Source organism: Amycolatopsis sp. NPDC051128, assembly GCF_040682715.1.
Classification (GTDB): Bacteria; Actinomycetota; Actinomycetes; order Mycobacteriales; family Pseudonocardiaceae; genus Amycolatopsis.
Window position 1 is genome coordinate 145462 of the sequence record NZ_JBFBBN010000009.1, and the last position, 20298, is coordinate 165759.

A 20298-nucleotide genomic window follows, 5' to 3' on the forward strand; every position below is an offset into this window, starting at 1 on the left:
GCGATCGGTAGGGCGAGCGGTAGGGCCGGTGCGAGTAGAAAAGCCGTCGTTCATGGGCGCTTCCTCCGCGCCCCGATCGGGCCGTCTGCCGAGTCGCTTCGACCGTCCCAGCGGGCGAAGACAGCCGCGTCGAGCTCGTCAGCTGCTACGCCGTAGCGCCGAGCGCTGGCCAGGGCCACTTCGGCTGGGTTGGCCTGAGGAGGTGGCAACGGCGGCGTGGCGACTTCGAACGCGGCGCTCGGGGCGCCGTCGACCAGTACACGGGCGGCAGCATGGAAGGCGGCCAGCTGCTCAAGGTCGGCAGCGACTACCGAGTCGCTGAGGACTTGGACCAGGGCGGCAGCGTCGCCTTGGGCCGGTCGGAACACCACGCGCGAGCGGGCATTCGCCAGGACTGCGGCCTTGAGGTCGGTGCTCAGCTGGGCGAGGTGCTGGTGCGCCACGGTAAACGACGTCTTGGCGCCGCGAGCCCGCGTCAAGACGTCGGCGAAGTCAACTCCAGCCGTGAACTGCTGCCACTCGTCGACGATCACAGCGACCTCGCGGCGCCCGTCCGCCGGCTTGGTGGTTTGGCGTTGGATCGCCTCCCAGAGCTGCGAGAACACCAGGCTGCCGATGAGCTCGCTCGTCTGCTTGCCGATGCTGCCTGCGTTCAGATTGATCAGCACGACCTTTGGCGAGCTGAACAGATCGTCGAGTTGAAAGCGCGGCTTAGGTTGGGCCAACAGCTGCCGCACGCTCGGGCGAGAGACCACCGCTCTCAACTTGTTGAGGACTGGCGCGACGACCTGGGCGCGTTCCGCCTCGCTGATGCCGTCGAACCACGCTGCCCAAGGCGCGAGCGTGAGCGGGTCAGTGACCTTGGCAAGTACCCGTAGGCGGAAGCGAGGATTGGTGAGGAAGGCCGGTACGTCCGGCAATGTGCCATCCTCCAGGCGACAGATGGCGATGAGGCCGTGGAGCAAGACGTCGGCCGACCGCGGCCCGATGGCCGTGCCGAAGAGCTCGCGGAACAACTGCAGCAGCGACTCGGCGCGGCGCTCGGCATCCTGCCGGGAGCCTTGCAGCGGGTTGATACCGACGACGGGGCCGTTCGTACCCGGGTCGATCACCACGACGTCGTCGCGCCTCGAAGCGGGGATGCGGGCCAGGACATCGGCGACGAGATCGCCTTTCGGCTCGATGACCAGGACTGATCGGCCGACGTCTGCTTCGGCGAGCGCCCAGTTAGCGAGCAATGTCGACTTGCCGACACCGGATGGGCCGACCACGTGCAGGTGTGCCGCATAGCCTGACCAGGGCAACCGGACAGTGACGTCGTAGGTAGATGAGTGCTGGCTGGCGCCGAGAAGCCGGCCAGCCCGTGTCGTCTTCAAGGCAAGCAGCGACGCGGGCGGTGGCGCGAAGTTGCCAGGCAGCGCGGGGTCGTCCAGGCCGTCGATGCACCAACCGATGAGCGCGGCCAGTTCGGACGCGTTGAGGATGCCGGACCAGGTCCGCCGTCTGCCCATGATTTGGAAGAGCTGCGTCGCTGTCGAGGACGACTGCTGCGACGCGGTCAGGCGAGCGTGGGCGCCGCTGGCGAGTGATAAGGCCGACGCGACCGGGCGGAGCAAGCCGCCAGCCCATCGGGGTTCCCGAGCAACGGCGCCGATTCGTCCGCGGACGCCAAGCAGCGGTTCGCTTTGCTTCTGGCGGAAGGCCGATCGCGCGGTGCTATCAGGTGTGCGTGGTGTCGTGATCCCCAGGGCATCCAGCGGCGTATACGGCACGGGGACCTGGTTGAAGTAGTGACTCGGGCCGACGACGAACTGGATGCAGACGGCTTCGCCGCGCTGGAGTTCGCGACGGGCGGCCAGGAACGCTGCCGTCACGGCCGTCGCCGTGTCGAGGCGGATGGGATAGGCAAGGCTGGAAAACCGCACTTCGCGGGCAGTCGTCGGACGGGGACGATCCGGCTGCTTCGTCGCTGTGAGGACCAGGCCTGGCAGTTGGGCTTCGAGCAGCCCGGGGAGCCCTCGGTCCATCGGCGGTTCAGCGCCGACCAGCCAGTGGACACCGTCTGGGCGCAGCCACAGCTCGAAGACGACCATCGGCTGCAGCCGGCGCAGCCCCTGGTGCGGTCGATCGGCAAGCGCCCGCACCACAGCCGTGGCGTCGGCGTGCGACGTCGTCGGTGGCAAGGCCGCTTCAAACCAGCGGAACTCAGGCATCGGCCTGCTCCCGCGGTGCTGGTGAGGCGTCCGCTGATTGGTGTTGTGGCGAGTCAAGGCGCAGCTGCCGAGCCAGCTCGATGCAGGCCCTGGCCAGTTTGCGAATAGCCGGATGCTGGCGCACGGCTGCTGTAATTTTCACAGGTCGATCCGATGGCTCGGACATAGTGGTATCTCCTCCTTTCGAGACAGCTCGAAGGCAGGAGGATGCGAATCATTAACACATCCTTAAATACTGCACGCCTTGACTTGTATCTGCATGCGGTGTGTAATGACTAATTAGGCATCCTCGCTGAATTTCGAGGGTGTCGTTTCACATAGCGGGCCGCGTGTGGTGCTCGAACGCTTCGTATCTCGTAGTCCTGATCCGACTTGGGATGCTGTTCGTGGCGCCAGCGCGGCTCGCTTCTTACTATGACGACTGACGCTCTACATTGTCTAGCTATTTCCGAATTTATACAACACCGATCGGGAGGCCATGACCTCTGTTAATGGAGCATCGGAATGTCGGCTGCTCCACTGTCGATGCAGTGCCACTTCAAGCCGCCGGTAGCCTTCTTCGCGGCAGTACCGTTCGTAGTCCTCATCGACAAGCACCAGTTGCTTCCGGCGTCGTCTGGGCATGGGTATCCCGTCAGATAAATAGCACAAGAAATTGAAATAATTCTTAGAAACTACTTATGGTGCTTGCCGCGCATTATCATGTAGATGCCGATAAGCACGACAAGCGGCACCACGAGGGGGATAAGCACTTTCACAACGCCCGCCGCCACGTACACGGCACCAGAGAGTACGAACATCCCGACCGCCAAGCCGATCAGACGACCGGCCAGCGGCGGCCGGGATGCATCGCCGTCACGTTGAAGCCAGCGCACTAGGACGCCTCCTCCAACTCATTCCCGTGGAACCGGTAGTCGTGCATGATCTGCTGACGGCTCTTGCCGGACTGCCAGACGACAAGCCGGATCCCATGCTCCGCCGCCGCGGCCTTGTCCCTAGTTCGGGCGATGTCCGAGTACAGCTTGCGCGAGCGCAGCGCCATGCCGAAGACGAGGCCGGCGGTGAATGCCGCGGACAGGCCGACCAAGGCTACGGCCGCGAAGAACGCCAGCATCACGACCACCGGCCTGGGCGACGTTCGTTCTGTTCACTGGCGTCGCGCAGGGCCTGTCGAGCCCGATAGAAGACGTCGTGAACTCGGCGAGCGCCCTCGAGTGCTCGCCACTCAGCGTCGAGCTGCTGACGTTCGCTAGCGAACTGATCGGCTTCATCGACCCTGCCAGCGCGGTAACACAGCCAGGCAATAACTGCGAGCGCGACTGTGACGAGCAGGAGGATCACGAGGACTCCCATGTCAGCGTCCTGTCTCGGCGACGATGTGTGCCATCACGCCCGCCGCAGTGTCGACGATGGCCCGGTAGCGGGCCTCGCCGAGGGGGCTGCGTTGGAGTGCCAGTTCCTCCATGTTCGTCAGGTCCTCGACGGCCCGGAGGGCAGACGCGGCGACATAGCCGACAGCTTGAGTTCGGGTCGATTGGACGAGTGCTGCCGCCTGCGTCTGGTCGATCTCGTTGTGAGTTGCTCGCACGAGGCGGGCGGAGACGCGGTGTTGTTCCGCTGACCAGGTAGGAGCGGCCGTACGTCGGCTGATGGGACTGTTCACTGTTCACCTCCAATAAGGAGGAAGGCGCATCGGCGAGGTGGTCATCATCAACAGCAGGTAGCCTGGTCACGTCGCCACCGCCCAGTTGAGTTGGGCGGTGGCGACGCAACGTGAAGTTGCTAGGAGCTACCCGATATCAGGCGAGCCCCAGCAGCTGGAGCACCAGCTTGACGATGTACGACTCCATCGCCGACCTCCTCCCTGTTCCGTACTTCGTGGACAGGAAGGACTCAATCAGGCGGATGGCGCACTTATGGCGCACTCAAGACGTGCGCCATCGACGTGTAACGGGCTAGCTCACCAAGCCCACTTGAAGCCCAGCACGGTCTGCTCGGCAAAAGATACGAAGCGGTGCGCAGAGCCGTCGTCGTTGACGGTCAGTTGCTCGGTCAGCACCGGCTCGCCGTCGTAGTGGTCCGGCCACGCGCAAAAGCTCACCACGTTCGGTCGGCGCTCAGGCGCGAAATGTATTGCAAAGTCCAAGTTCTCAACACGTGCGCGCACTGCTCGGCGAACTTCAGACGGGTAATGGGCGCCGTGAGCGAAGTGCGTCTCATATTCAATCGGTATTCGCTGCCCGATCTGAAGAGTGCGGCCGAGCATGATCTCGTCGCTGACGAGGCCGCCTCCGTACTCATAATGTTGTCCAACTGCGCCACCGTAGGCGACCGAGATTCTGTCGGCGTATGGCTCATGGTTGAAGAGGTAGCTATCGACCCCATCTTCGATCGCTTCAATCACTTGCAGTGTGTGACGACGCTCGTACGATCCGTCACCGGCGAAATGATACTTCTCGAAGAGGGTGCGGGTGCGGTGCCACTGCCGCTTGCCGAGAGGTCGAGGTAGCGTCACAGTGTCCCGGATACCGTCCTGCGGGCCGACCGCATCTCCAGCGAAGGCTGCCCACAGCCTCTGAGCGTCCTCGTCGGTCATCTCAAAGGCTCCAATGACCCAGGTCAGGGTCTCGCCGGTCATGTATGAGCCTATCAAGGCTCGCCTCATCCTATCGCGGAGCTTGCGTGGAAGATCAGGTTCCGCTTCGTCGGAGTACTCCCCGACGTCCCAGAGGTACTCGGCAACGACCTGCGCAGCTGCCGCTGGGGAGATTTGATCACCACGAAACCGCTTGCCCGCGCGTCGCCACCGACGTACGTACGCCGGGTTACTGGCGAGTTGAGAAGTGAGCAACTCGGAGGTTGCCTTTACAGCTCGGCGTCGTCTGGCGTCCACAGGCAGCTCGTTTCTGCAGGCAGCAGCGATGTTGATCTGAGCAACTAGTTGTCATGTTTTTGTCAGCTAGGCGGGGGCTGATCAATCACGTAGGTTTGCGCTGTCCTGCATCTGTGGCGCGCGTGGCGGCGCGTCATATGAACGACGGTTTCTGACTGGAGTGAGAGTTTCCTTGACGAACAGGCAGATGTGAAGGGCGGTCGGCAAGTTGGCAGTCGAGGAGACTGTGGAAGAGCTGAAACAGCTCAGGCGGGGCCATGGTGTTAGGTCGCATGACGTACTCGAGCGCGTCGGCCCGAGTCTGCGTCGTGCGTGCGGGATTTCCGTCGCTGATGGGCCAGGCGAGACGCGTGAAAAGCTGATCTTGCGCCTAACCCATGAATGCGGCCAGCTGCCGGCGCCGCTACGGCAGGCGGCTCTCATAGCACTAGCGCTCGACGAAGGATTCGATCGGGAAGAGTTTCGGTTTCTTCACCGGCGAATCCGGCACCTCTCAATGATCCTTGATAGGGATCCGCGGACCGCGGCGCGACGGGTCGATAGGTCCTTCGAGTTGCTGGCACGCCTACTCACTGAGACGCCTGACGACTTGCCACCGCGTCCGCCCATGTCTGATAGCTGGTACACCGAGAAGTTGCAGTCGACACTCCGCCTCGACCTTGACGTCCCGACGCTCACAGAGGAGCGGACGATTGTCGCTGTAGCCCACGAGCTAGATGAGATCGTCATAGCGTTCAGCGGCTCGCGCACGACCGACGCCGATCCTTCGCGCAGCATCGCGGCTCAGATGGTCTACGGCGGCGAGATCGTCGATGAGCGGCGGATCAGTCGCTCTCACGCCGAGTTCATCGTGCGATTGCCTGAGCCGCTTGCGATGGGGGAACGCCATACCTACCAGGTTGCTGTCGAGAATTCCGGGCCACAGGAGACGATGAAGCCGTTCTACGTCCTTACTCCACGCGGCGTCTGTGCAAGTTTCGGAGCACGCGTGAAGTTCCCGGTCGGGGCTTACCCTAAGCAGGTCTGGCGGATCGACGGACTTGTGGCTGCGGCAGTCAATGATCTGGAGCCGCAATCAGAGTCGATCGCGATCAATAACGTCGGAGAAGCGTACGCAGAATTCCACTCTCTTGAGCTTGGACGAAGCTATGGGATCGGGTGGTCGTAGCGTTATAGGCCGTGCATCTGCAAGGTAATGTCGACGGAGTAGAGGCCGCTCATATGGTAGGTGTCGCTAACTGTGGCTGATGGATATGAAGTCAATCTCGATGCTCTCTACGAAGCGTGCATGGGCATCCGGAGGTTGGTCGATGAGATCGAGGAGAAGCCGGTTCGCGAACTTGCGAACGAGGTTGGAAGCTTCGGCGATGATCGGGTCGCCGGTGCCGTCGAGGAGTTCGCTCGCCGGTGGCACCACGGTGTGAAGCACCTGACGACAGACTTGAAGGAGATCGACGGCCGGCTGCAGCAGACGATCCGCGCGTACGCGGGTAACGAGCAGCGAGTCATAGACATGCTGAGCGAAATCAACCAGGAGAAGCTCGATGACTGAGCTCGGCTTCACTGACGACCCGAAGATGCTCGTGTCAGGCACGCCACGCGACATCCACGGCCTGATCGTCACGATGCAGACGTACAGCCACGCATTCGAGGCGGTCGGTGACGGGCTGCGTAAGATCGATGATGGCAACTGGAAGGGTAAGGCGGCTGACAAGTTCCGCGAACGGTTTGAGCAGCAGCCGGTGAACTGGATCCAGGCGGCCGACGCCTTCCGAGACGGCGCCAATGCGCTCGTGCCTTACGTATCGACGTTGGAGTGGGCACAGACACAGGCCGTCGAGGCCGTGGTGCTGTGGAAGTCAGGACAAGCAAAGACCAATGCTGCGGGTCCAAGCTTGTTCGCTGGGTCCTCGGCCGGCATGGCGCTGCTCATGAGTCCGGATCGGCCGCCGACTGTCCTGCCGAACGATCCTGGTGGTGCCGAGAAGCGGCAGGCTGTAGAGCTGCTCCATGAAGCCCGGCGGCAGCTCTCCGAGGTCGCATCCGACACGGCGCGCAAGTTCCACGATGCCTGTGCTCACGCGCCGACGGATCCGTCGTTCCTGGACAACGTCGGAAGCTTCTTCCAAGGTTTTGGCGAAGGCCTGGTAGACCTGCTTGGCATCGTAAATCCGGCTAATTGGAAGGGTATGGCCGAGGGAAGCGCTGAGCTTGTCAGGCTCGCTGCTGCCGACCCGGACGCTGCTTTCAAGCAGTTCATCGACTACGACGGCGAGCGCGATAACCCTGCGAAGTGGGCTGGCGGGCTGATTCCTAGCTTTTTGGGCAGCAAAGGCCTTGGTAAACTCGGACGTTTAGAGAAAGTAGCAAAGCTCACCGAGCACCTTGACGAGCACCTCTTCCGCGGACATGTCCGCATTGACAGGATATCCGGCTATCACTTCAGGCCTGGCGGCGAAGACCTTGGCGACTTCCGATTGAAAGAGGTGACGTTGCCGCCCGATAAGAATGGAGTCTACCAAGCTGTAGTCGAGGGAACGCTGGAGGATGGATCAATTGCCAAGAAGACAAGTACGTTCTTCCCAGATAACTGGTCGAAGGCAGAGGTTAAGGATGCGGTCCTGCAAGCTTTTGAACATCGCGAGCCGGTGCTGAATAAGCTTGGTGAGGTCCTGCCGAATAAATGGCAGGGTGTGTATAATGGAGTTACTGTTGAAGGTCTGTTCAAGCAAGGGAGCGGTGCAACGTTCTCGTCGGCAACCCTTGACGACGTCGGTACAGCGTACCCGAAGTATGGTAAATGAAGGAGGTAAAATGAAGCTAATTGATAAGGTTCAGTTCGTGCAGGTCGACGAGGGGGTTGGAATCGGTGCTCCTGAGGAGTACCTGCCAATGACTCAGCTTATGGAGGACCTTACATACCCGAAGACTTGGACTGAAATTATAGAGCACCTTCGTGCCGGGCAAGACTTTGGGACAGGTGGCGATGGTTATTGGATTTCCATTAAGGGCGATAAAGTCCGGTTCGAAAACCAGGTCGACGAGTCAGATATGGTCGAGGTCGGTCGAACGGAGTTCTTACCGGTAGCGGAAGCCTATTTACGTGAGTTGACAGCTGTTGGCAGAAAAAAGTAAATGCGTCGCTCGTTGCCTTAACTGATGCGCGTACTTGTATAATGTCGCGCGCAGGTGGTGTGCTCTTCGCTGAAGGTGATCAAGTCGCGAATCGGATCATCAAGTTCTGTTTCAACTTTGCCGAGATGACCTTTTGCTGGCGTGACTCGCAAATACGATGTTAGTCAACACTGGCTTTGTGACTCTCATGGGTGATTGCTGTACCTCGATGGGAGACCGACCTCCTCGGTCATATTTGGTATCGGTCTGGTTACGAGCACGTTGTGCCGTAACGTCATGCCGCGGTGAAGCGACACTGCTGTCAACATAGGTGTGTCGGTCATGCAAGATGGAGGCGTAGTGCTCCCTGGATGGCTCACAACGGCGCTCTTGATAGTCGCTATTGCCGTAACGGTAGTGCGGCTTTACTCGTTGATTCGAAGTGTCGTTTGGATCGCGCAGAGTGGCACCGAGTTCGTCGCAAGGAGTAGTCATCTGTCAGTGGACGAGCGCGCCAACCTGGCTTCGTTCATGGACTTTTACGACGAGACCGGAGCGAATTTCTTCCCATTCGGAGTAAAGTCGTATCGGCTTCATCGCGCCTACCTGCAGGCAAAACTTCGACGTCGACGATTACTGGCATACTTCCTGTTCTTCGTGCGCCGACTTTGGGTTCTATATGCGTTTGCCCCCTTGGCTGCTCTCGGTCTCGGACTGCTGGCCAGTTCTACGGTCGTTCCGATGGAGAGTTGGCAGAAGTGGCTAGCTTTCGTTCTTGGTGCGCTGCTGTCAGTTTGTATGATCTCTGTCGCAGCCGAAGGTGCTTACTCGGCGACGGTATTTAAAACGTGGGCCGGACCGCATCACCAGTTCAGGAAGGCCCTAATGGCTGACCTGAAGGTTATGGTAGGGGCGGGTCTGACGACGTGGTGCGTCGCATCTGGCTATTACTACTTCGTAGTCGGCCAGTTCGGTGGTATGAAGAAGATCCCGGGCAATGCAGACTGGTTTGACCGTCTCATTCTGTCCTTAAGGAATTCCTGGACGACGCTGATCGCGCAGAGCGACGCGGACCCGGAGACGTCTGCCGCGAACGCAGCAACGCTCATCGTTCAGATCACCGGCGCTGGCTACGTGGTCATCCTTATCGGGCTATTCGGCGGGATGCTCATGTCAGCCGGCCAGCAAGACTTCGAGGCCGAGACTGCGGCCGCTCGCACGAGCGGCGAACGCCAGGGGGCTGACGGGGCAAAGAGGCGTCTGTCTCGGCTCGAAGAACGTCGCGTTCGTGGTGGGATCGGTCTCGCTGCTGTTGCTTATATCGTCTGGAAGATCTGGCACGTAGTTTAGGCGGGGTGCCGATTGGGGCCTCTGCCATCTCGGCGGCCTGAGGCGGTCAGGCGCTTCTGTGAGTCTACTGAACGTCATCCTCGTGACGTCGAGCGCGAACTCCGGTAGCTCGCATCCTGGGTGCGCTCCAAGGCAAAAGCCCCGTCATGTGGCAGACCGTGCACTCGCACGCCTCACTCTCCACTGCACCTGCACGGGCGTCTGCACCCCCTGATTGCCGCCGGAGGTGCTCACTTCTCGATCTCTCTAGCGCATTCACTCGAAAGAGTCGCGAGCGCCATGTATCTGTCCCAGGATTCCCAAATATGCGTAGTGATGTCACTCGAATGAGTGACATCGAATGACGCTAAACGGTGTCTGACCAGCACTTAGTCACGCACAATCACTTTGCCGACCGCTCGTCGTGCCGTAAATACCGGTCGTCGACTGGGGGGCCGGAATGGCGTTGTTACCGGGCCGTAGGTACGTGGTTTTCCGCCAAGATGACCTCAGCACCGCCTGGGGTAACCCAGACATGCAGACGCGGCCCCCAGCTGGAACTGGGAGCCGCGTCGGTGTTCGCACCGCCCGTCCAACACGCAAATATTGAGAGAGGCAACGAACATGTCGACGTTACCGCCGCTAGGTGGCGACATGCCAGAGCGACGATCCCCCGATCGGATCACACTTGACAACGATCCGAACTACGTCGGCCTTGAGGAACTTTTCGAGGCGGCCGCCGAGTCGGCCATCGTGACCAACTCGCCTGGCACGGTGCTCGAGCCGCCTTGCCGGAGGTTGCAGCGTGACCACGTCTCGCCGCATCCAGTGTGGGAGCTGCTGCGGCAGATCCTGTTCGGCGATCCGGCGCACATCTGGCGTTCGGCGCTGCTCCTGGTCGTGCTCGGCGCCGTGGTCTGCGGCATCTTGCTCGCAGGATCGGTTGTGCTGACGGCGGCCGGCGCCGCACTGGTGGGCTTGGTCGGACTGCTGCGGCTGAGCCGCTGGCAGGCCAACCGGGTGCGTCTCGGCTGATAGCCGCGGCGTAAGAAGGACCTGGCCCGGCTTGAGGGTTCCCCTGTACCTGCTATCCAACCGCTGGTGTACCCATCTGGGCACCGCCGTCAGCGTCGCGGCAGTGCCCAGATGGGTACGTCTGTTACTTCGCTGCGTGAAACCGCCAGCTAGTTGCCCTGGCGGGTTTCGGCGTAGGCCTTGAGGACCGTCTTGACGGCATCCGTCACTGGCAGCTCGCCATCGAGCTTGGCCCACTGGTAGACGTCGTGCTCCTGGAGTACGACCGGTTTCGTTGCGGCAACGTCGACGGCGAAGTTGAACTGCCTGCTCGCCTTGCCGCTGCCGGAGGTGTAGTCGAAGCTGCCGAGGTAGTACCCAATGACCGAGACGTCGAGCCCGGTTTCTTCCTTGACCTCGCGGACGAGCGCCGCGTCGAGCGCTTCGCCCGGTTCGACCTTGCCACTGGGCAGTTCCCAGAGCCCGCCCATGAAGTCATCGGCGGGTCGGCGGAGCAGCAGAACTTCATCCTGCGACTGCACTACCGCGCCGACGACGAATTGTTGGATGCCCGCCGCCGTGGCTTCCGAGGCGAGCTGCGTCAGGAATGTGGAGTCGACCAATGCCCTATCCCTTAAGTTCGTGGTGGAGGCCGACAACCTTACGGAAGCCGGCGGCGTACTGACGGGCGAGTGCGATGTCCTGCTGCCTGTGCCAGACCGGCATCTTGAGCGTCCGGGCGTGCAGCCGCTCGGCGACCGGGAACTGGCCCGGTTCGTAGCGGATCTGGTTGGCGTTCGGATGCCACGGAAACAGCGGCCGCGGATCCTGGAAGAGCGGTAGCAGGTTGATCGGGCAGGTGGAGCCGGGCCGGTCGACTTCGACCAGCCCTTCGGCGTGGAGCGCCTCGTAGAAGCGCTCGACAGGCAGGCCGTCGAGCCCGTCGGGGTCGTAGATGACCGGGTAGCCGTACCAGGCGGAACGGACATCATCGGCGAGCTTCGGTACGGAAATGCCCTCCGCATCACTGAGCTCGTCGCCGAGCACTTGGGCGAGCTCGGCGCGTCCCACGAGGTAGTCGTCGAGATCGAGGAGCTGCACCAGCGCGATCGCCGCGGCCAGCGGATGGATTCGGAACTTGAGCCCCAGGCCAGTGACGGCGAAGCGGTGCAGCGGATGGTCCGGCGGGATTTCGGTCTTGCAGCGCTTGTTGTAGTGGCCGAAGAGCAGGAGCCGGTAGTAGGTTTCGTCGTCGTCGGTCAGGACGAAGCCGCCTTCGCCTGCCGAGAGCGGCTTCGGACCGTTCATGGAGAAGGCCGCGATGTTCCCGACGCTGCCGACCTTCTGGCCGGCGACCGCGGCGCCGTGCGCGTGGGAGCCGTCCTCGAGCAGCAGCAGATTGTGCTCGTCGGCCAGGGCACGCAGTCCCGTCAGGTCGGCCGGGATGCCCCAGAGGTGCGTCGCCATGAGCGCCGTCGTCTTCGGCGTAATTCTGGCGGCGACGTCGCTCACCGACAAGTTGCCCGTCTCGTCGCAATCAGCCAGTACGGGGATGGCGTCCAGGTGAAGCAATGGCGTCACCGTGGCGAGGAACGTGTAGGCGGGCACGATGACCTCGTCGCCGGGCCCGATGCCAGCCGCCGCGTACGCCGAGTGCAGCGCGGCCGTCCCCGAGCTGGTCAGCACGGCGTGCCGGACGCCGAAATAGTCCTGGAGCGCCGTCTCCAGCTCGGCTATGACGCCGGAGCGGTCGTAGATCGAGATGCTCCGCTGCAGCTGCGCCAGGACGCGCAGGTCGGTCCGGTCGTCGAGCGGCGGCCAGTTGAAGTGCGGACCCGGCGCTGAGATCGTCGGCGGGCCGCCGAGCAGGGCCAGCTTGCTCGTCACATGAGCTCCTTCGGGTTGACGTGACGCCCCGCCCGAGCGGACTCGTAGCAGGCGGCAATGAACGCGAGGTGCGCGATGTTGTCCCGCGGGCTGCTCAAGTTCAGCCGATCACCCCGGATGACGTGGCAGAAGTGGTTGATCTGCGAGGTCGCGGCCGAGGGCCAGGCCTGTTCCCGGGCCAGCGACTCGATCATCTCGCCGTCGTTGGTCATCCGCTGGATCCGCCCGCGCTCCAGCCGCACGATGCCGCGGCTGCCGACCAGCCGGATCTTCTCGCTCTTGGGCCCGATGAATCGCGACAGCAGCAGCGACCCGTACAGGCCGCTGTCATAGCTGAAGTGGATGAGCGCCGTGTCCTCGGCGTCGTAGCTGCGGTCCGGCCGGGCGCTCGCCGACGTGTCCGCGAGGATCCGGTCGGGGAGGCCGAAGTACCAGAGCAGCAGATCGACGAGGTGGTAGCCCATGTCGATGATGCAGCCGCCGCCCGCCACCGCGTTCTTCCCGCGCCAGCCGTCGGACGGATCGTCGACGTGCAGCGTGTAGGCCGCGTCGACCACGATCGGCGTGCCGATCTGGTCGGCCAGCTGCGTGAAGCTGGTGTAGATCGGGTTGAAGCGCCGCTGCAGCGTGACCATGAGCTCGACGCTCGACCGCTCGCAGAGCGCCGCCAGCTCCTTGGCTTCGGCGAGCGAGGTGGCGAACGGCTTCTCCTTGAGGATGTGCACGCCGCGGGAGGCCGCCACCTCGATGACCGCGCGGCCGGCGCTGTGCGGCACGCAGACCACCACGAAGTCCAGCTGCTCACCGGTCAGCATGGCCTCGACGTCGATGTACCCGTTGACCGCCAGCTCGGATTCTTGCTCGCGCACGACGCCGGCGTTCTCGTCGCAGACGGCGACCAGCTCGGCGTCGTCGGCGGCAAGCAGCCCGGGTAGGTGGTCCTCGAGCGCTTGCTTGCCGAGTCCGACCACGCCAGCTCGGAGCCGGGTCCCGGGTCGAATCGGCGGCGGGACGGGCCCGGCCAGCGGCTGGACCGGAGGCAATACCTCCTGCATACAGAACTCTCCTTCCTTGAAGGGTGAACTCCGAGAGGCGGTGCGCTCTCAAACGCACGCCACCTGTTGGGCGGGTCAGGACTCGCTCGTGTACCGCCGCTTGCGCGGAGTGCGCCTGCCGGACGAGAAGCCGGGATGGGTCGGCGGAATCGGGAAGCCGAGACCGCGCCGGTAGTGCACGTCGCAGGTCCAGCAGGTCGCGACCGCCTTCTCGGCTTCGGTCGTGTACTCGACGACCTCGACCAAGCCGCAGAGCATGGTGACTTGGTCGCCGGGGTTGGGAACGCGAGCCAGCCGAGCGCGGTGGCGTTGTCCGCGGGCAACCAGGTGAAGCTTGTCGAGGTCGAGGTAGATGCGGACCGTCATGACGGGGGTTCGAGCTCGTCGGCGAGGATGCGAAGACTGGAACCGGTCTGCCGGATTGCTGCTCGGAGCCGCTTGACGCCGTCGGGCTTGCGGGAGAGGTGACGCTTCTCCACCACGATTGCCATGGCGGCGTCCGGCAGGCGGAGAGCGTCGAGAAGGCCAGTGAAGCCGGGGCGCGTCAGCTGGCTTGAGCCAACGCCGACGTCGCGAAACACCGCGCCGAGTTCCCACCCCGCCGCTGTCGCCCACCAGTCGAGTACCTGGGCGCACGCGTTGGCGTACGCGGGCTCCGGTTCCGGCGAGCGGACGTAGCCGTAGACCAGCAGCGGCTTCCCGGCCGGCGACGCGACGAGCCCGCGCTCCCTGAGGTGATGCACGAACCGCTGCAGCTGCGGGAAAACAGCGTCCGCCACCATCAGAAGCCTTCGCGCAGCCGGTAGGCCTGACGAACGATCTCGCAGGGCCACACCGCCTCGCAGCAGGCGCAGTCGCCGCTCGCCGGGTCCGGCTCGTGCAACACGAACGTCAGGGTGATCAGGCTGTAGAGCTGCGCGGGTTCGGGGATCCGCTCGTTGACCGTCGCCGACAGCCGGTTCAGCCGTCGCTGCCAGGCGCAGGACACTCGTGGGCCATTGCGCAGGTCGATCGTTCGTACGGCCATGATGACCGCTCCGTCCGTCTCGTCGTCGATCTTGGACGGCATCCGACGCCGAGGGCTTCGCCCAGCCGTCGGGGGAAGAACGGCCGGTGGCGCCCGCGGGGTATGGCGCCCACCTCGGCGCCGGATGCCGCTTTTGACCTTGGTTGGCCGCCGAGCCGGATCCCAGGGAAGAGATCGGGAAAATTGGCGAAGAAGAACCCCAACCACAGGGGCTGACCTGCGGTAATGTGGCCGGGCGGCACGGACCGTATACGGAGGGGCGCGTATGGTCGCCAAGCGCGACGAACTGGCACGGGCACGGCGGGCAGCTGGCTACACGCAGGAACGGCTCGCTGAGGCTCTTGCGGTCGACGTCAAGACGGTCGGCAACTGGGAATCCGGGAAGACCGAACCATTGCCGTACAAGCGACCCAAGTTGGCCGCTGTGCTGAACGTCAGCGCAGACCGCCTCGAGGAACTGCTGCGCGAGGGCCAGACGCACGCAGGGGCCGATCCTCGCAGCGAGCAGCCCGGCGAAGTCGTGGTCGCTCGCGTCGAAGAGCAGCGACGTCCGCCACAGGCGGTGCCCGACGTACAACTCCTTCGCCCCGCCCAACCGACTCGGCCAGATCGGCAAGCTGACCTCGCCGCCATCCAGGCCATGGCCACGGCATTCCAGGTTGCAGACCGGAAGGTCGGCGGCGGCCAGATCTACTCGACCGTGGTCCACTACCTGCAGACCGAGATCAGTCCGCGCCTCTTCGACCCAGGCAGCGACATCCTGGGCGAGCGTTTGTTCGAGGCAGCCGCCTCGCTGACTGAGATCGCCGGATGGATGGCTCACGACAGCGGCCGCGACCAGCACGCGCAGCGCCACTTCAGCCAGTCGTACCGGCTCGCCAAAGCCGCAGATCACCCAGCGCTTCTCGCCAACATCTGCGCCAGCATGAGCCACCTCGCCGGCCAGCTCCACCAGGCGGCGGACGCCGTCCGGATCGCTCAGGTCGGCTTGACGCATGCTGAACGCGGTCCCGCGCGGCAGCGGCTGTCGGCGCGGCTACACGCCATGAGCGCACGCGGTTTCGCCATGCAAGGCGACGCTGAAGCCAGCCGCAGAGCCCTCATCGACGCCGAACGCGTGCTGGAGCGTCTCCACGAGGACACACAAGCGGAGTGGATCAGTCAGTTCGACGAAGCCTCTCTCGCTGGCGAGGCAGCTCTCTGCTACGACGCGCTCGGCGACCGACGTCAGGCCGAACGCCAAGCTCGCCGCGTACTTGAGCTACGCGTCGGCGACCGGGTGCGAAGCCGGGCGTTCGGGCAGCTGACGCTCGCTGAAGTACTCGCTGGTGGCGGTGAGATCGACGAGGCTGCCTCGCTGGGGCGCGAGATCTGTGCGGCGGCTGGGTCGTTGACGTCGAACCGTGTGCGTAGTCGGCTCGCCGACCTCCAAGTGCTGCTGCGGCCGCACCGCTCAGTTCCCGCGGTCCAGCTGTTCCTGGCAGACTGCTCTCATGTCTTGCAACCCGCGGCTGCGCCGGAATCTGACACGTCGTGGCCGGTGTGACTGAGAACGATGCGGCCCGCTTCGCGTACCTGGCCGAGGGCAACGCCAAGCAGGCGCGCAAGCGGGTCGCCGCCGACGTTCTGATCACCGACCGGGCCGGCCGCGTCCTACTCGTGGATCCCACCTACAAAGAGGGGTGGGACCTCCCCGGCGGGATGGTCGAGGCGAACGAGCCGCCGCGGGACGCCGCCGAGCGGGAGCTACGCGAGGAACTCGGGCTGACGTTGACGGTCGGTAGGTTGCTGCTGGTCGAGTGGGTACCGCCGCACGGACCGTGGGACGACCAGCTGGTGTTCCTCTTCGACGGCGGCGAGCTCGACGACGCGGCGGTGGCGAACCTGCGTCTGACCGACGAGGAACTCGCTGGCCTGCAGTTCGTGACACTGACCGAGGCGGAGCCACTGCTCAAGCCGCGGCTCTGGTCGCAGCTCGACAAGTCCCTCGCTGCGCGGAGGTCGGGCGGCTTCGCCTACGCGGAACTTGATCCAGACACCGAACGCTGAGGTCAGGCCGAAGGGTCAGTTCTCGGGCCAGAGGCGTTGGAGGATCGCGACGACGGTGGTCCCGAGTGCTTTTGCCACCTGGTTCAGCTCGACGACATCGAGCCGCCGCTCGCCGGCCTCGTACTTGCTCACAAAGGACTGCGGCTCGTCGAGCCGCTCGGCGACCTGTACCTGCGTCAACCCGGCTTCGTGGCGCAGCTCCCGGAGGAGCGCGCAGAGGCGCTGGTACTCCGCGGAGTAGATCGACTTGTCCACGAGGGGTAGCGGACCGTAATCCTTGCCAATATCCCAAAATCGGATATTGTCGGCCGCGATCCGGCCGAAAAGGCCGCGGCCGGCGATCCGAAGGAGGTGAACCAATGCGCCAGTATCCGATGGGTGGCGGTGGTGGTGGCGACACCTGAGCCAGGTAGGCACACCTGAACGCGAGAACCCTGGGCGCCGTACTCGCCCAGGGTTCTCGTTTTGCTATTCAACACGAATACAAAGCTTGCTATAATTAGTGGCAGATGAATCACCTGCTCGACCAGCTCTACAAGACCAAGCTCCGGCTCGCCGGGCTTGTGACAGCACTCCTCGGTATTGCCCTGATTGTCGTGTCGCACCGGGTCGACGCGATTCCCGTCCTGAGCTGGCTCGTCGGCTGGCCTACTGGCGAAGTCGGCAGTGCGCTGCTCAGCGCCGGTGTCATTGCGGTCATCTTCGAGTACTACGCGCGCAAGGAGACCGCAGCCCGGACGAACGAGCAGCTTCGGTATGCGATCCGGCAGGAGGCGCCTGCGATCCGCAGCGCTGTGCTGGACAGCTTCGCGTTCGAGCCAGAGACGATGCGGAGCATCGCGTCGGACGAGACGCTCGACAAGATCGCCACGAATGCGATCGGGCTGCGCCTCGGCGACGCCGAGCTTGCTCGCGATGCCTACGCTGACCTGCGCGAACAAGTCATCCGCTCGCCGGAGCGGTGGCGTGACGTCGATATATCAGTCTCACTTAGCCCGTGGACCGCAGGCCCCGCGACCGGCGGCGGTTCGATGTTCGTGGCCACGATTCGGTGGGAGTATCGCGTCCGGCCCGCCAGCCCGACGATGCGTTTCGCCTGTGTATCCGACCGGGCGGAGTACCAGGACTTGCTGCGCGACCCGACGGTGGCTGGCCAGTGGTACTTCGGCAAGACGTCGCCGGTCGATCCTGCGAGTACTGAGGCGTTCGAGCTCGTCCAGTTCAGCATCGACGGGGCGGAGCGCTCCATCCGGCGGACAGCCCGGAACGGTGCCCAGGTCTATACCGTTGCGCTGGGCAAGGCTGCGATCAGCGGCGATGAGGCCACGATCTCGTACACGTACCGTGTGCTGGTCCAGCGCCACGGGCATCTGTTGTTTCTCGACCTGCCACGGCCGACGAAGGGCGTGCACGTCCAGATGGAATATGGCCAGGTCGACATCCGCCAAGTCAATGTCGTCGACTACTTCGCGAGCCCCGATGCCTCGCGGGTCGAGCGGTCGCCGAAAGCGGCCCCGGCCAGGACGATCGACGTGAGATTTGACGGTCAGGTCTTCCCCCGCGCTGGAGCCGCGTTTGTATGGGTACTTGATGACGAGATGGAGAGCTAAGAAACTGCTTCTGCTTGCAACTAAATACTAGTTTGTTACTCTTGAAACAAGCGATTGAGCGGCATGCTCTCGCCATCTTCCATTCTATCGACATCGGTCGGCAAGTTGGGAGATCTCTGTGTTGGAACATTCGACAGGAGGTGATCAATGATGCGCAACAGCGGCGGTGGTGGCGGTGGCGGAACCGGCGGCTGACTCAACAAACCCCTGGGCACTTCGCGTGCCCAGGGGGCTTTCATGTTTGCCGCCGATGGCGTCGAACGGTCACTCGCCACGGCGCCGACTAGGGCGATCAATGAGGGGTTCGACGGTCGGGTGTTCCCTCGGGCTGGCGCGGCGTTCGTGTGAGCATCGAGACTCTGTTAGCCGCCCCTCAGGTCCTGGTCGTGAAACATTGACAGACTGTGTCCAAATGTCGTAAAGAGTTGTCGACTTGTCGAACGTTTCCTCGGTTGGTAGCTTCTGGCCGGACTGGGGCTATCGTTGGCTTGATCCTCCGGTGTGGAGTGTAACGCTGTTCACTTGATCACCGACAATAGAGTGACTGATCAAATATCGCAGATAAGTCATATAGGTGACAGGAGGGGGAGTCTGCTTGCTTGAGTTTCTGAAAAATAACATATTCGCGATCATCTTCGGTATAACCAGTCTTGTCACGTCGATAATTGCTATTCATTATGCGCGCAAGATGTATGCGCTCGAACGCCGAGGCTTCGTTGGTGGTACCAGTCGGACAATCGTGGTCTTCTGGTCCAGGGAAGAGATGATCGATTCCCTGTTGGAGCAGTACAGGCATGCCAACAAAGGGGACGATATTTGGGCCCATACCGTCGGGTTGCAAAACTTTCCGGGAAGCGTGCACGATCGCGTAATGGAAGCGGCCGCTCGAGGCGTCCAGTTTAGGTACCTAGTTACCCTTGGTCACCCTGCTCTGAGTGAGTTTGTTGCATTATTCTCCACTATCAGAAGTGCGCAAATCGCTGGCTTGCCCGACAATAAGATTCGTGTGCAAGGCCTAAGCGATCGCGAGGTAGTGATCGCCTTCCCGACGCTCACGACGTACACGGCGATAAAGTTTACAGATCCGGAGTTTGTAAAGATTGTTCGAGCATGGTTCGATAGCCGATGGAAGACTGCTATGCGGACCAATCCGATACTTAAGGGATCCACAAACCACTAGTGATCTTGGAAGGCATAGATGCCGACTCGTGAAGAGCTTATCGATTATTATTCGCGCAAGGAGTCGGAATATCTAGGAAAGTACCTATTGAATGATCGAGCGCATGCCCATGTCGGCATCTACGATCCGGAACGGCAACCCGAGTTGTTTCGTTCAGGATGGGTTGATAGTGACCTCGGTGTTGATCGACTAAAGATGTTAATGCACCTTGGGCAAGAACGAAGCGTGTCGGAGCTCTTCCAGCTTGCATCGGAATGGTTGACTGAGCCGGAACCCAAAACGTTAGACTGTGGAGCCGGTCTGGGTGGGACGTCTATCTTGCTTGCGGAGCGGTATGGACTGCGGGTTGATGCCTTAACGATCGTTCCTTCGCAGGGGCGTCATATTCAGCGCGAGGCCGACCGCCTGAACTTGGCCGGCTTGGTGACGGCCCGCGTAGGCGATGTTTTCTCTCCTGATGACTGGCGACCTTCGAAGCCATATGGGCTAATCATGAGCTTTGACGCGTTTAGTCAGATGGGTCGAAAGGAAACAGTCTTCGACATTCTGGCCAGAACGCAGCGGGCGGGAGGAGTCTTGGCGTTTAGTGATCACTATGTCGCGAGTCGCACTAGTGAGATTGCGGCGTACTACAATAAGTATTGGGTAAGCGAAATTTCCTCCCTTCAGGAAACTGTCTCAGCGTTGACGGCGGCGGGCTATCGAATCCGATATTTACGTGATCGCACTGACAGGCAGATACCTTACTGGGGCTTGAGTGTTGCGTACAGTGAAATTACAACTTCAGATCGCAGTACTGCGAGGAGGCTAGAAACGAAAAGTTTTCATGAAGCCATGAAGGCTGCGCACCATGGTGGCGATATGCAATATTACCAAGTCGTGGCATCCAAAGTCTGAGCATATTGGGCGTACTGCTATAATCAAGTT

Annotated in this window: 23 protein-coding genes; 11 read left to right on the plus strand and 12 right to left on the minus strand. The window is 62.4% G+C overall.

Annotated features, from left to right (window positions below):
- Window positions 1–50 precede the first annotated feature (50 nt).
- The 5 genes from AB0M82_RS13065 to AB0M82_RS13085 form a co-directional block, all read right to left on the minus strand.
- Entirely contained in the window at window positions 51–2213 is a 2163-nt protein-coding gene (locus tag AB0M82_RS13065; RefSeq protein ID WP_364720829.1) for a type IV secretory system conjugative DNA transfer family protein, read from the minus strand.
- 674 nt (window positions 2214–2887) lie between these two features.
- A complete protein-coding gene (locus AB0M82_RS13070) occupies window positions 2888–3088 on the minus strand; it encodes a hypothetical protein (RefSeq protein WP_364720831.1) in 201 nt (66 codons plus the stop codon).
- Window positions 3088–3327 carry a hypothetical protein gene (locus tag AB0M82_RS13075; protein WP_364720833.1) on the minus strand — a complete coding sequence of 80 codons (240 nt, stop codon included), beginning with the start codon at window positions 3325–3327 and terminating at the stop codon, window positions 3088–3090. The genes AB0M82_RS13070 and AB0M82_RS13075 overlap by 1 nt, the downstream gene beginning before the upstream one ends.
- 240 nt (window positions 3328–3567) lie before the next feature.
- Complete coding sequence (locus AB0M82_RS13080; RefSeq protein WP_364720836.1) at window positions 3568–3876, minus strand: hypothetical protein; 309 nt, start codon at window positions 3874–3876, stop codon at window positions 3568–3570.
- A gap of 297 nt (window positions 3877–4173) precedes the next feature.
- Complete coding sequence (locus AB0M82_RS13085; protein ID WP_364720838.1) at window positions 4174–4851, minus strand: hypothetical protein; 678 nt, start codon at window positions 4849–4851, stop codon at window positions 4174–4176.
- A gap of 862 nt (window positions 4852–5713) precedes the next feature.
- Between AB0M82_RS13085 and AB0M82_RS13090 the strand changes: the two genes are divergently transcribed.
- The 6 genes from AB0M82_RS13090 to AB0M82_RS13115 all read left to right on the plus strand — a co-directional run bounded on the left by AB0M82_RS13090 (window position 5714) and on the right by AB0M82_RS13115 (window position 10584).
- On the plus strand, window positions 5714–6274 hold the full coding sequence (locus AB0M82_RS13090; protein WP_364720841.1) for a hypothetical protein: 561 nt from the start codon (window positions 5714–5716) through the stop codon (window positions 6272–6274).
- 72 nt (window positions 6275–6346) lie between these two features.
- Window positions 6347–6658 carry a hypothetical protein gene (locus AB0M82_RS13095; RefSeq protein WP_364720844.1) on the plus strand — a complete coding sequence of 104 codons (312 nt, stop codon included), beginning with the start codon at window positions 6347–6349 and terminating at the stop codon, window positions 6656–6658.
- A complete protein-coding gene (locus AB0M82_RS13100; RefSeq protein WP_364720846.1) occupies window positions 6651–7910 on the plus strand; it encodes an EndoU domain-containing protein in 1260 nt (419 codons plus the stop codon). Before AB0M82_RS13095 ends, AB0M82_RS13100 begins: the two co-directional genes overlap by 8 nt.
- 10 nt (window positions 7911–7920) lie before the next feature.
- Window positions 7921–8241 (plus strand): hypothetical protein, encoded by a 321-nt coding sequence (locus AB0M82_RS13105; protein WP_364720848.1) that lies wholly within the window; start codon window positions 7921–7923, stop codon window positions 8239–8241.
- 480 nt (window positions 8242–8721) lie between these two features.
- A complete protein-coding gene (locus tag AB0M82_RS13110) occupies window positions 8722–9570 on the plus strand; it encodes a hypothetical protein (protein WP_364720851.1) in 849 nt (282 codons plus the stop codon).
- A 633-nt stretch (window positions 9571–10203) separates the two neighbouring features.
- Window positions 10204–10584 carry a hypothetical protein gene (locus AB0M82_RS13115; protein ID WP_364720853.1) on the plus strand — a complete coding sequence of 127 codons (381 nt, stop codon included), beginning with the start codon at window positions 10204–10206 and terminating at the stop codon, window positions 10582–10584.
- A gap of 149 nt (window positions 10585–10733) precedes the next feature.
- On the opposite strand, the gene AB0M82_RS13120 is transcribed toward AB0M82_RS13115, so the two are convergent.
- From AB0M82_RS13120 to AB0M82_RS13145, 6 genes are all read right to left on the minus strand, one after another.
- Window positions 10734–11186 (minus strand): NUDIX domain-containing protein, encoded by a 453-nt coding sequence (locus AB0M82_RS13120; protein ID WP_364720855.1) that lies wholly within the window; start codon window positions 11184–11186, stop codon window positions 10734–10736.
- Between the two features lie 4 nt (window positions 11187–11190).
- Entirely contained in the window at window positions 11191–12450 is a 1260-nt protein-coding gene (locus AB0M82_RS13125; protein WP_364720858.1) for a DegT/DnrJ/EryC1/StrS family aminotransferase, read from the minus strand.
- Window positions 12447–13421 carry a Gfo/Idh/MocA family oxidoreductase gene (locus AB0M82_RS13130; RefSeq protein ID WP_364720860.1) on the minus strand — a complete coding sequence of 325 codons (975 nt, stop codon included), beginning with the start codon at window positions 13419–13421 and terminating at the stop codon, window positions 12447–12449. Before AB0M82_RS13130 ends, AB0M82_RS13125 begins: the two co-directional genes overlap by 4 nt.
- 159 nt (window positions 13422–13580) lie before the next feature.
- Window positions 13581–13871 carry a zinc finger protein gene (locus AB0M82_RS13135; protein WP_364720863.1) on the minus strand — a complete coding sequence of 97 codons (291 nt, stop codon included), beginning with the start codon at window positions 13869–13871 and terminating at the stop codon, window positions 13581–13583.
- On the minus strand, window positions 13868–14287 hold the full coding sequence (locus AB0M82_RS13140; RefSeq protein WP_364720866.1) for a recombinase family protein: 420 nt from the start codon (window positions 14285–14287) through the stop codon (window positions 13868–13870). Before AB0M82_RS13140 ends, AB0M82_RS13135 begins: the two co-directional genes overlap by 4 nt.
- The gene (locus tag AB0M82_RS13145) at window positions 14287–14532 is read right to left on the minus strand and encodes a hypothetical protein (protein ID WP_364720868.1); all 246 of its coding nucleotides are present in this window, start codon (window positions 14530–14532) and stop codon (window positions 14287–14289) included. The genes AB0M82_RS13140 and AB0M82_RS13145 overlap by 1 nt, the downstream gene beginning before the upstream one ends.
- A gap of 265 nt (window positions 14533–14797) precedes the next feature.
- Between AB0M82_RS13145 and AB0M82_RS13150 the strand changes: the two genes are divergently transcribed.
- On the plus strand, window positions 14798–16078 hold the full coding sequence (locus AB0M82_RS13150) for a helix-turn-helix transcriptional regulator (RefSeq protein WP_364720871.1): 1281 nt from the start codon (window positions 14798–14800) through the stop codon (window positions 16076–16078).
- Entirely contained in the window at window positions 16075–16581 is a 507-nt protein-coding gene (locus tag AB0M82_RS13155) for an NUDIX hydrolase (protein ID WP_364720874.1), read from the plus strand. The genes AB0M82_RS13150 and AB0M82_RS13155 overlap by 4 nt, the downstream gene beginning before the upstream one ends.
- 15 nt (window positions 16582–16596) lie before the next feature.
- On the opposite strand, the gene AB0M82_RS13160 is transcribed toward AB0M82_RS13155, so the two are convergent.
- Window positions 16597–16836, minus strand: a complete 240-nt coding sequence (locus tag AB0M82_RS13160; protein WP_364720877.1) for a helix-turn-helix transcriptional regulator — start codon at window positions 16834–16836, stop codon at window positions 16597–16599.
- A 254-nt stretch (window positions 16837–17090) separates the two neighbouring features.
- Between AB0M82_RS13160 and AB0M82_RS13165 the strand changes: the two genes are divergently transcribed.
- The 3 genes from AB0M82_RS13165 (at window position 17091) to AB0M82_RS13175 (ending at window position 20268) form a co-directional block, all read left to right on the plus strand.
- Entirely contained in the window at window positions 17091–18191 is a 1101-nt protein-coding gene (locus AB0M82_RS13165; RefSeq protein ID WP_364720879.1) for a hypothetical protein, read from the plus strand.
- Window positions 18192–18786: 595 nt separating this feature from the next.
- Window positions 18787–19371, plus strand: a complete 585-nt coding sequence (locus AB0M82_RS13170; protein WP_364720882.1) for a hypothetical protein — start codon at window positions 18787–18789, stop codon at window positions 19369–19371.
- Window positions 19372–19389: 18 nt separating this feature from the next.
- Window positions 19390–20268 carry a class I SAM-dependent methyltransferase gene (locus tag AB0M82_RS13175; RefSeq protein ID WP_364720885.1) on the plus strand — a complete coding sequence of 293 codons (879 nt, stop codon included), beginning with the start codon at window positions 19390–19392 and terminating at the stop codon, window positions 20266–20268.
- Window positions 20269–20298 lie beyond the last annotated feature (30 nt).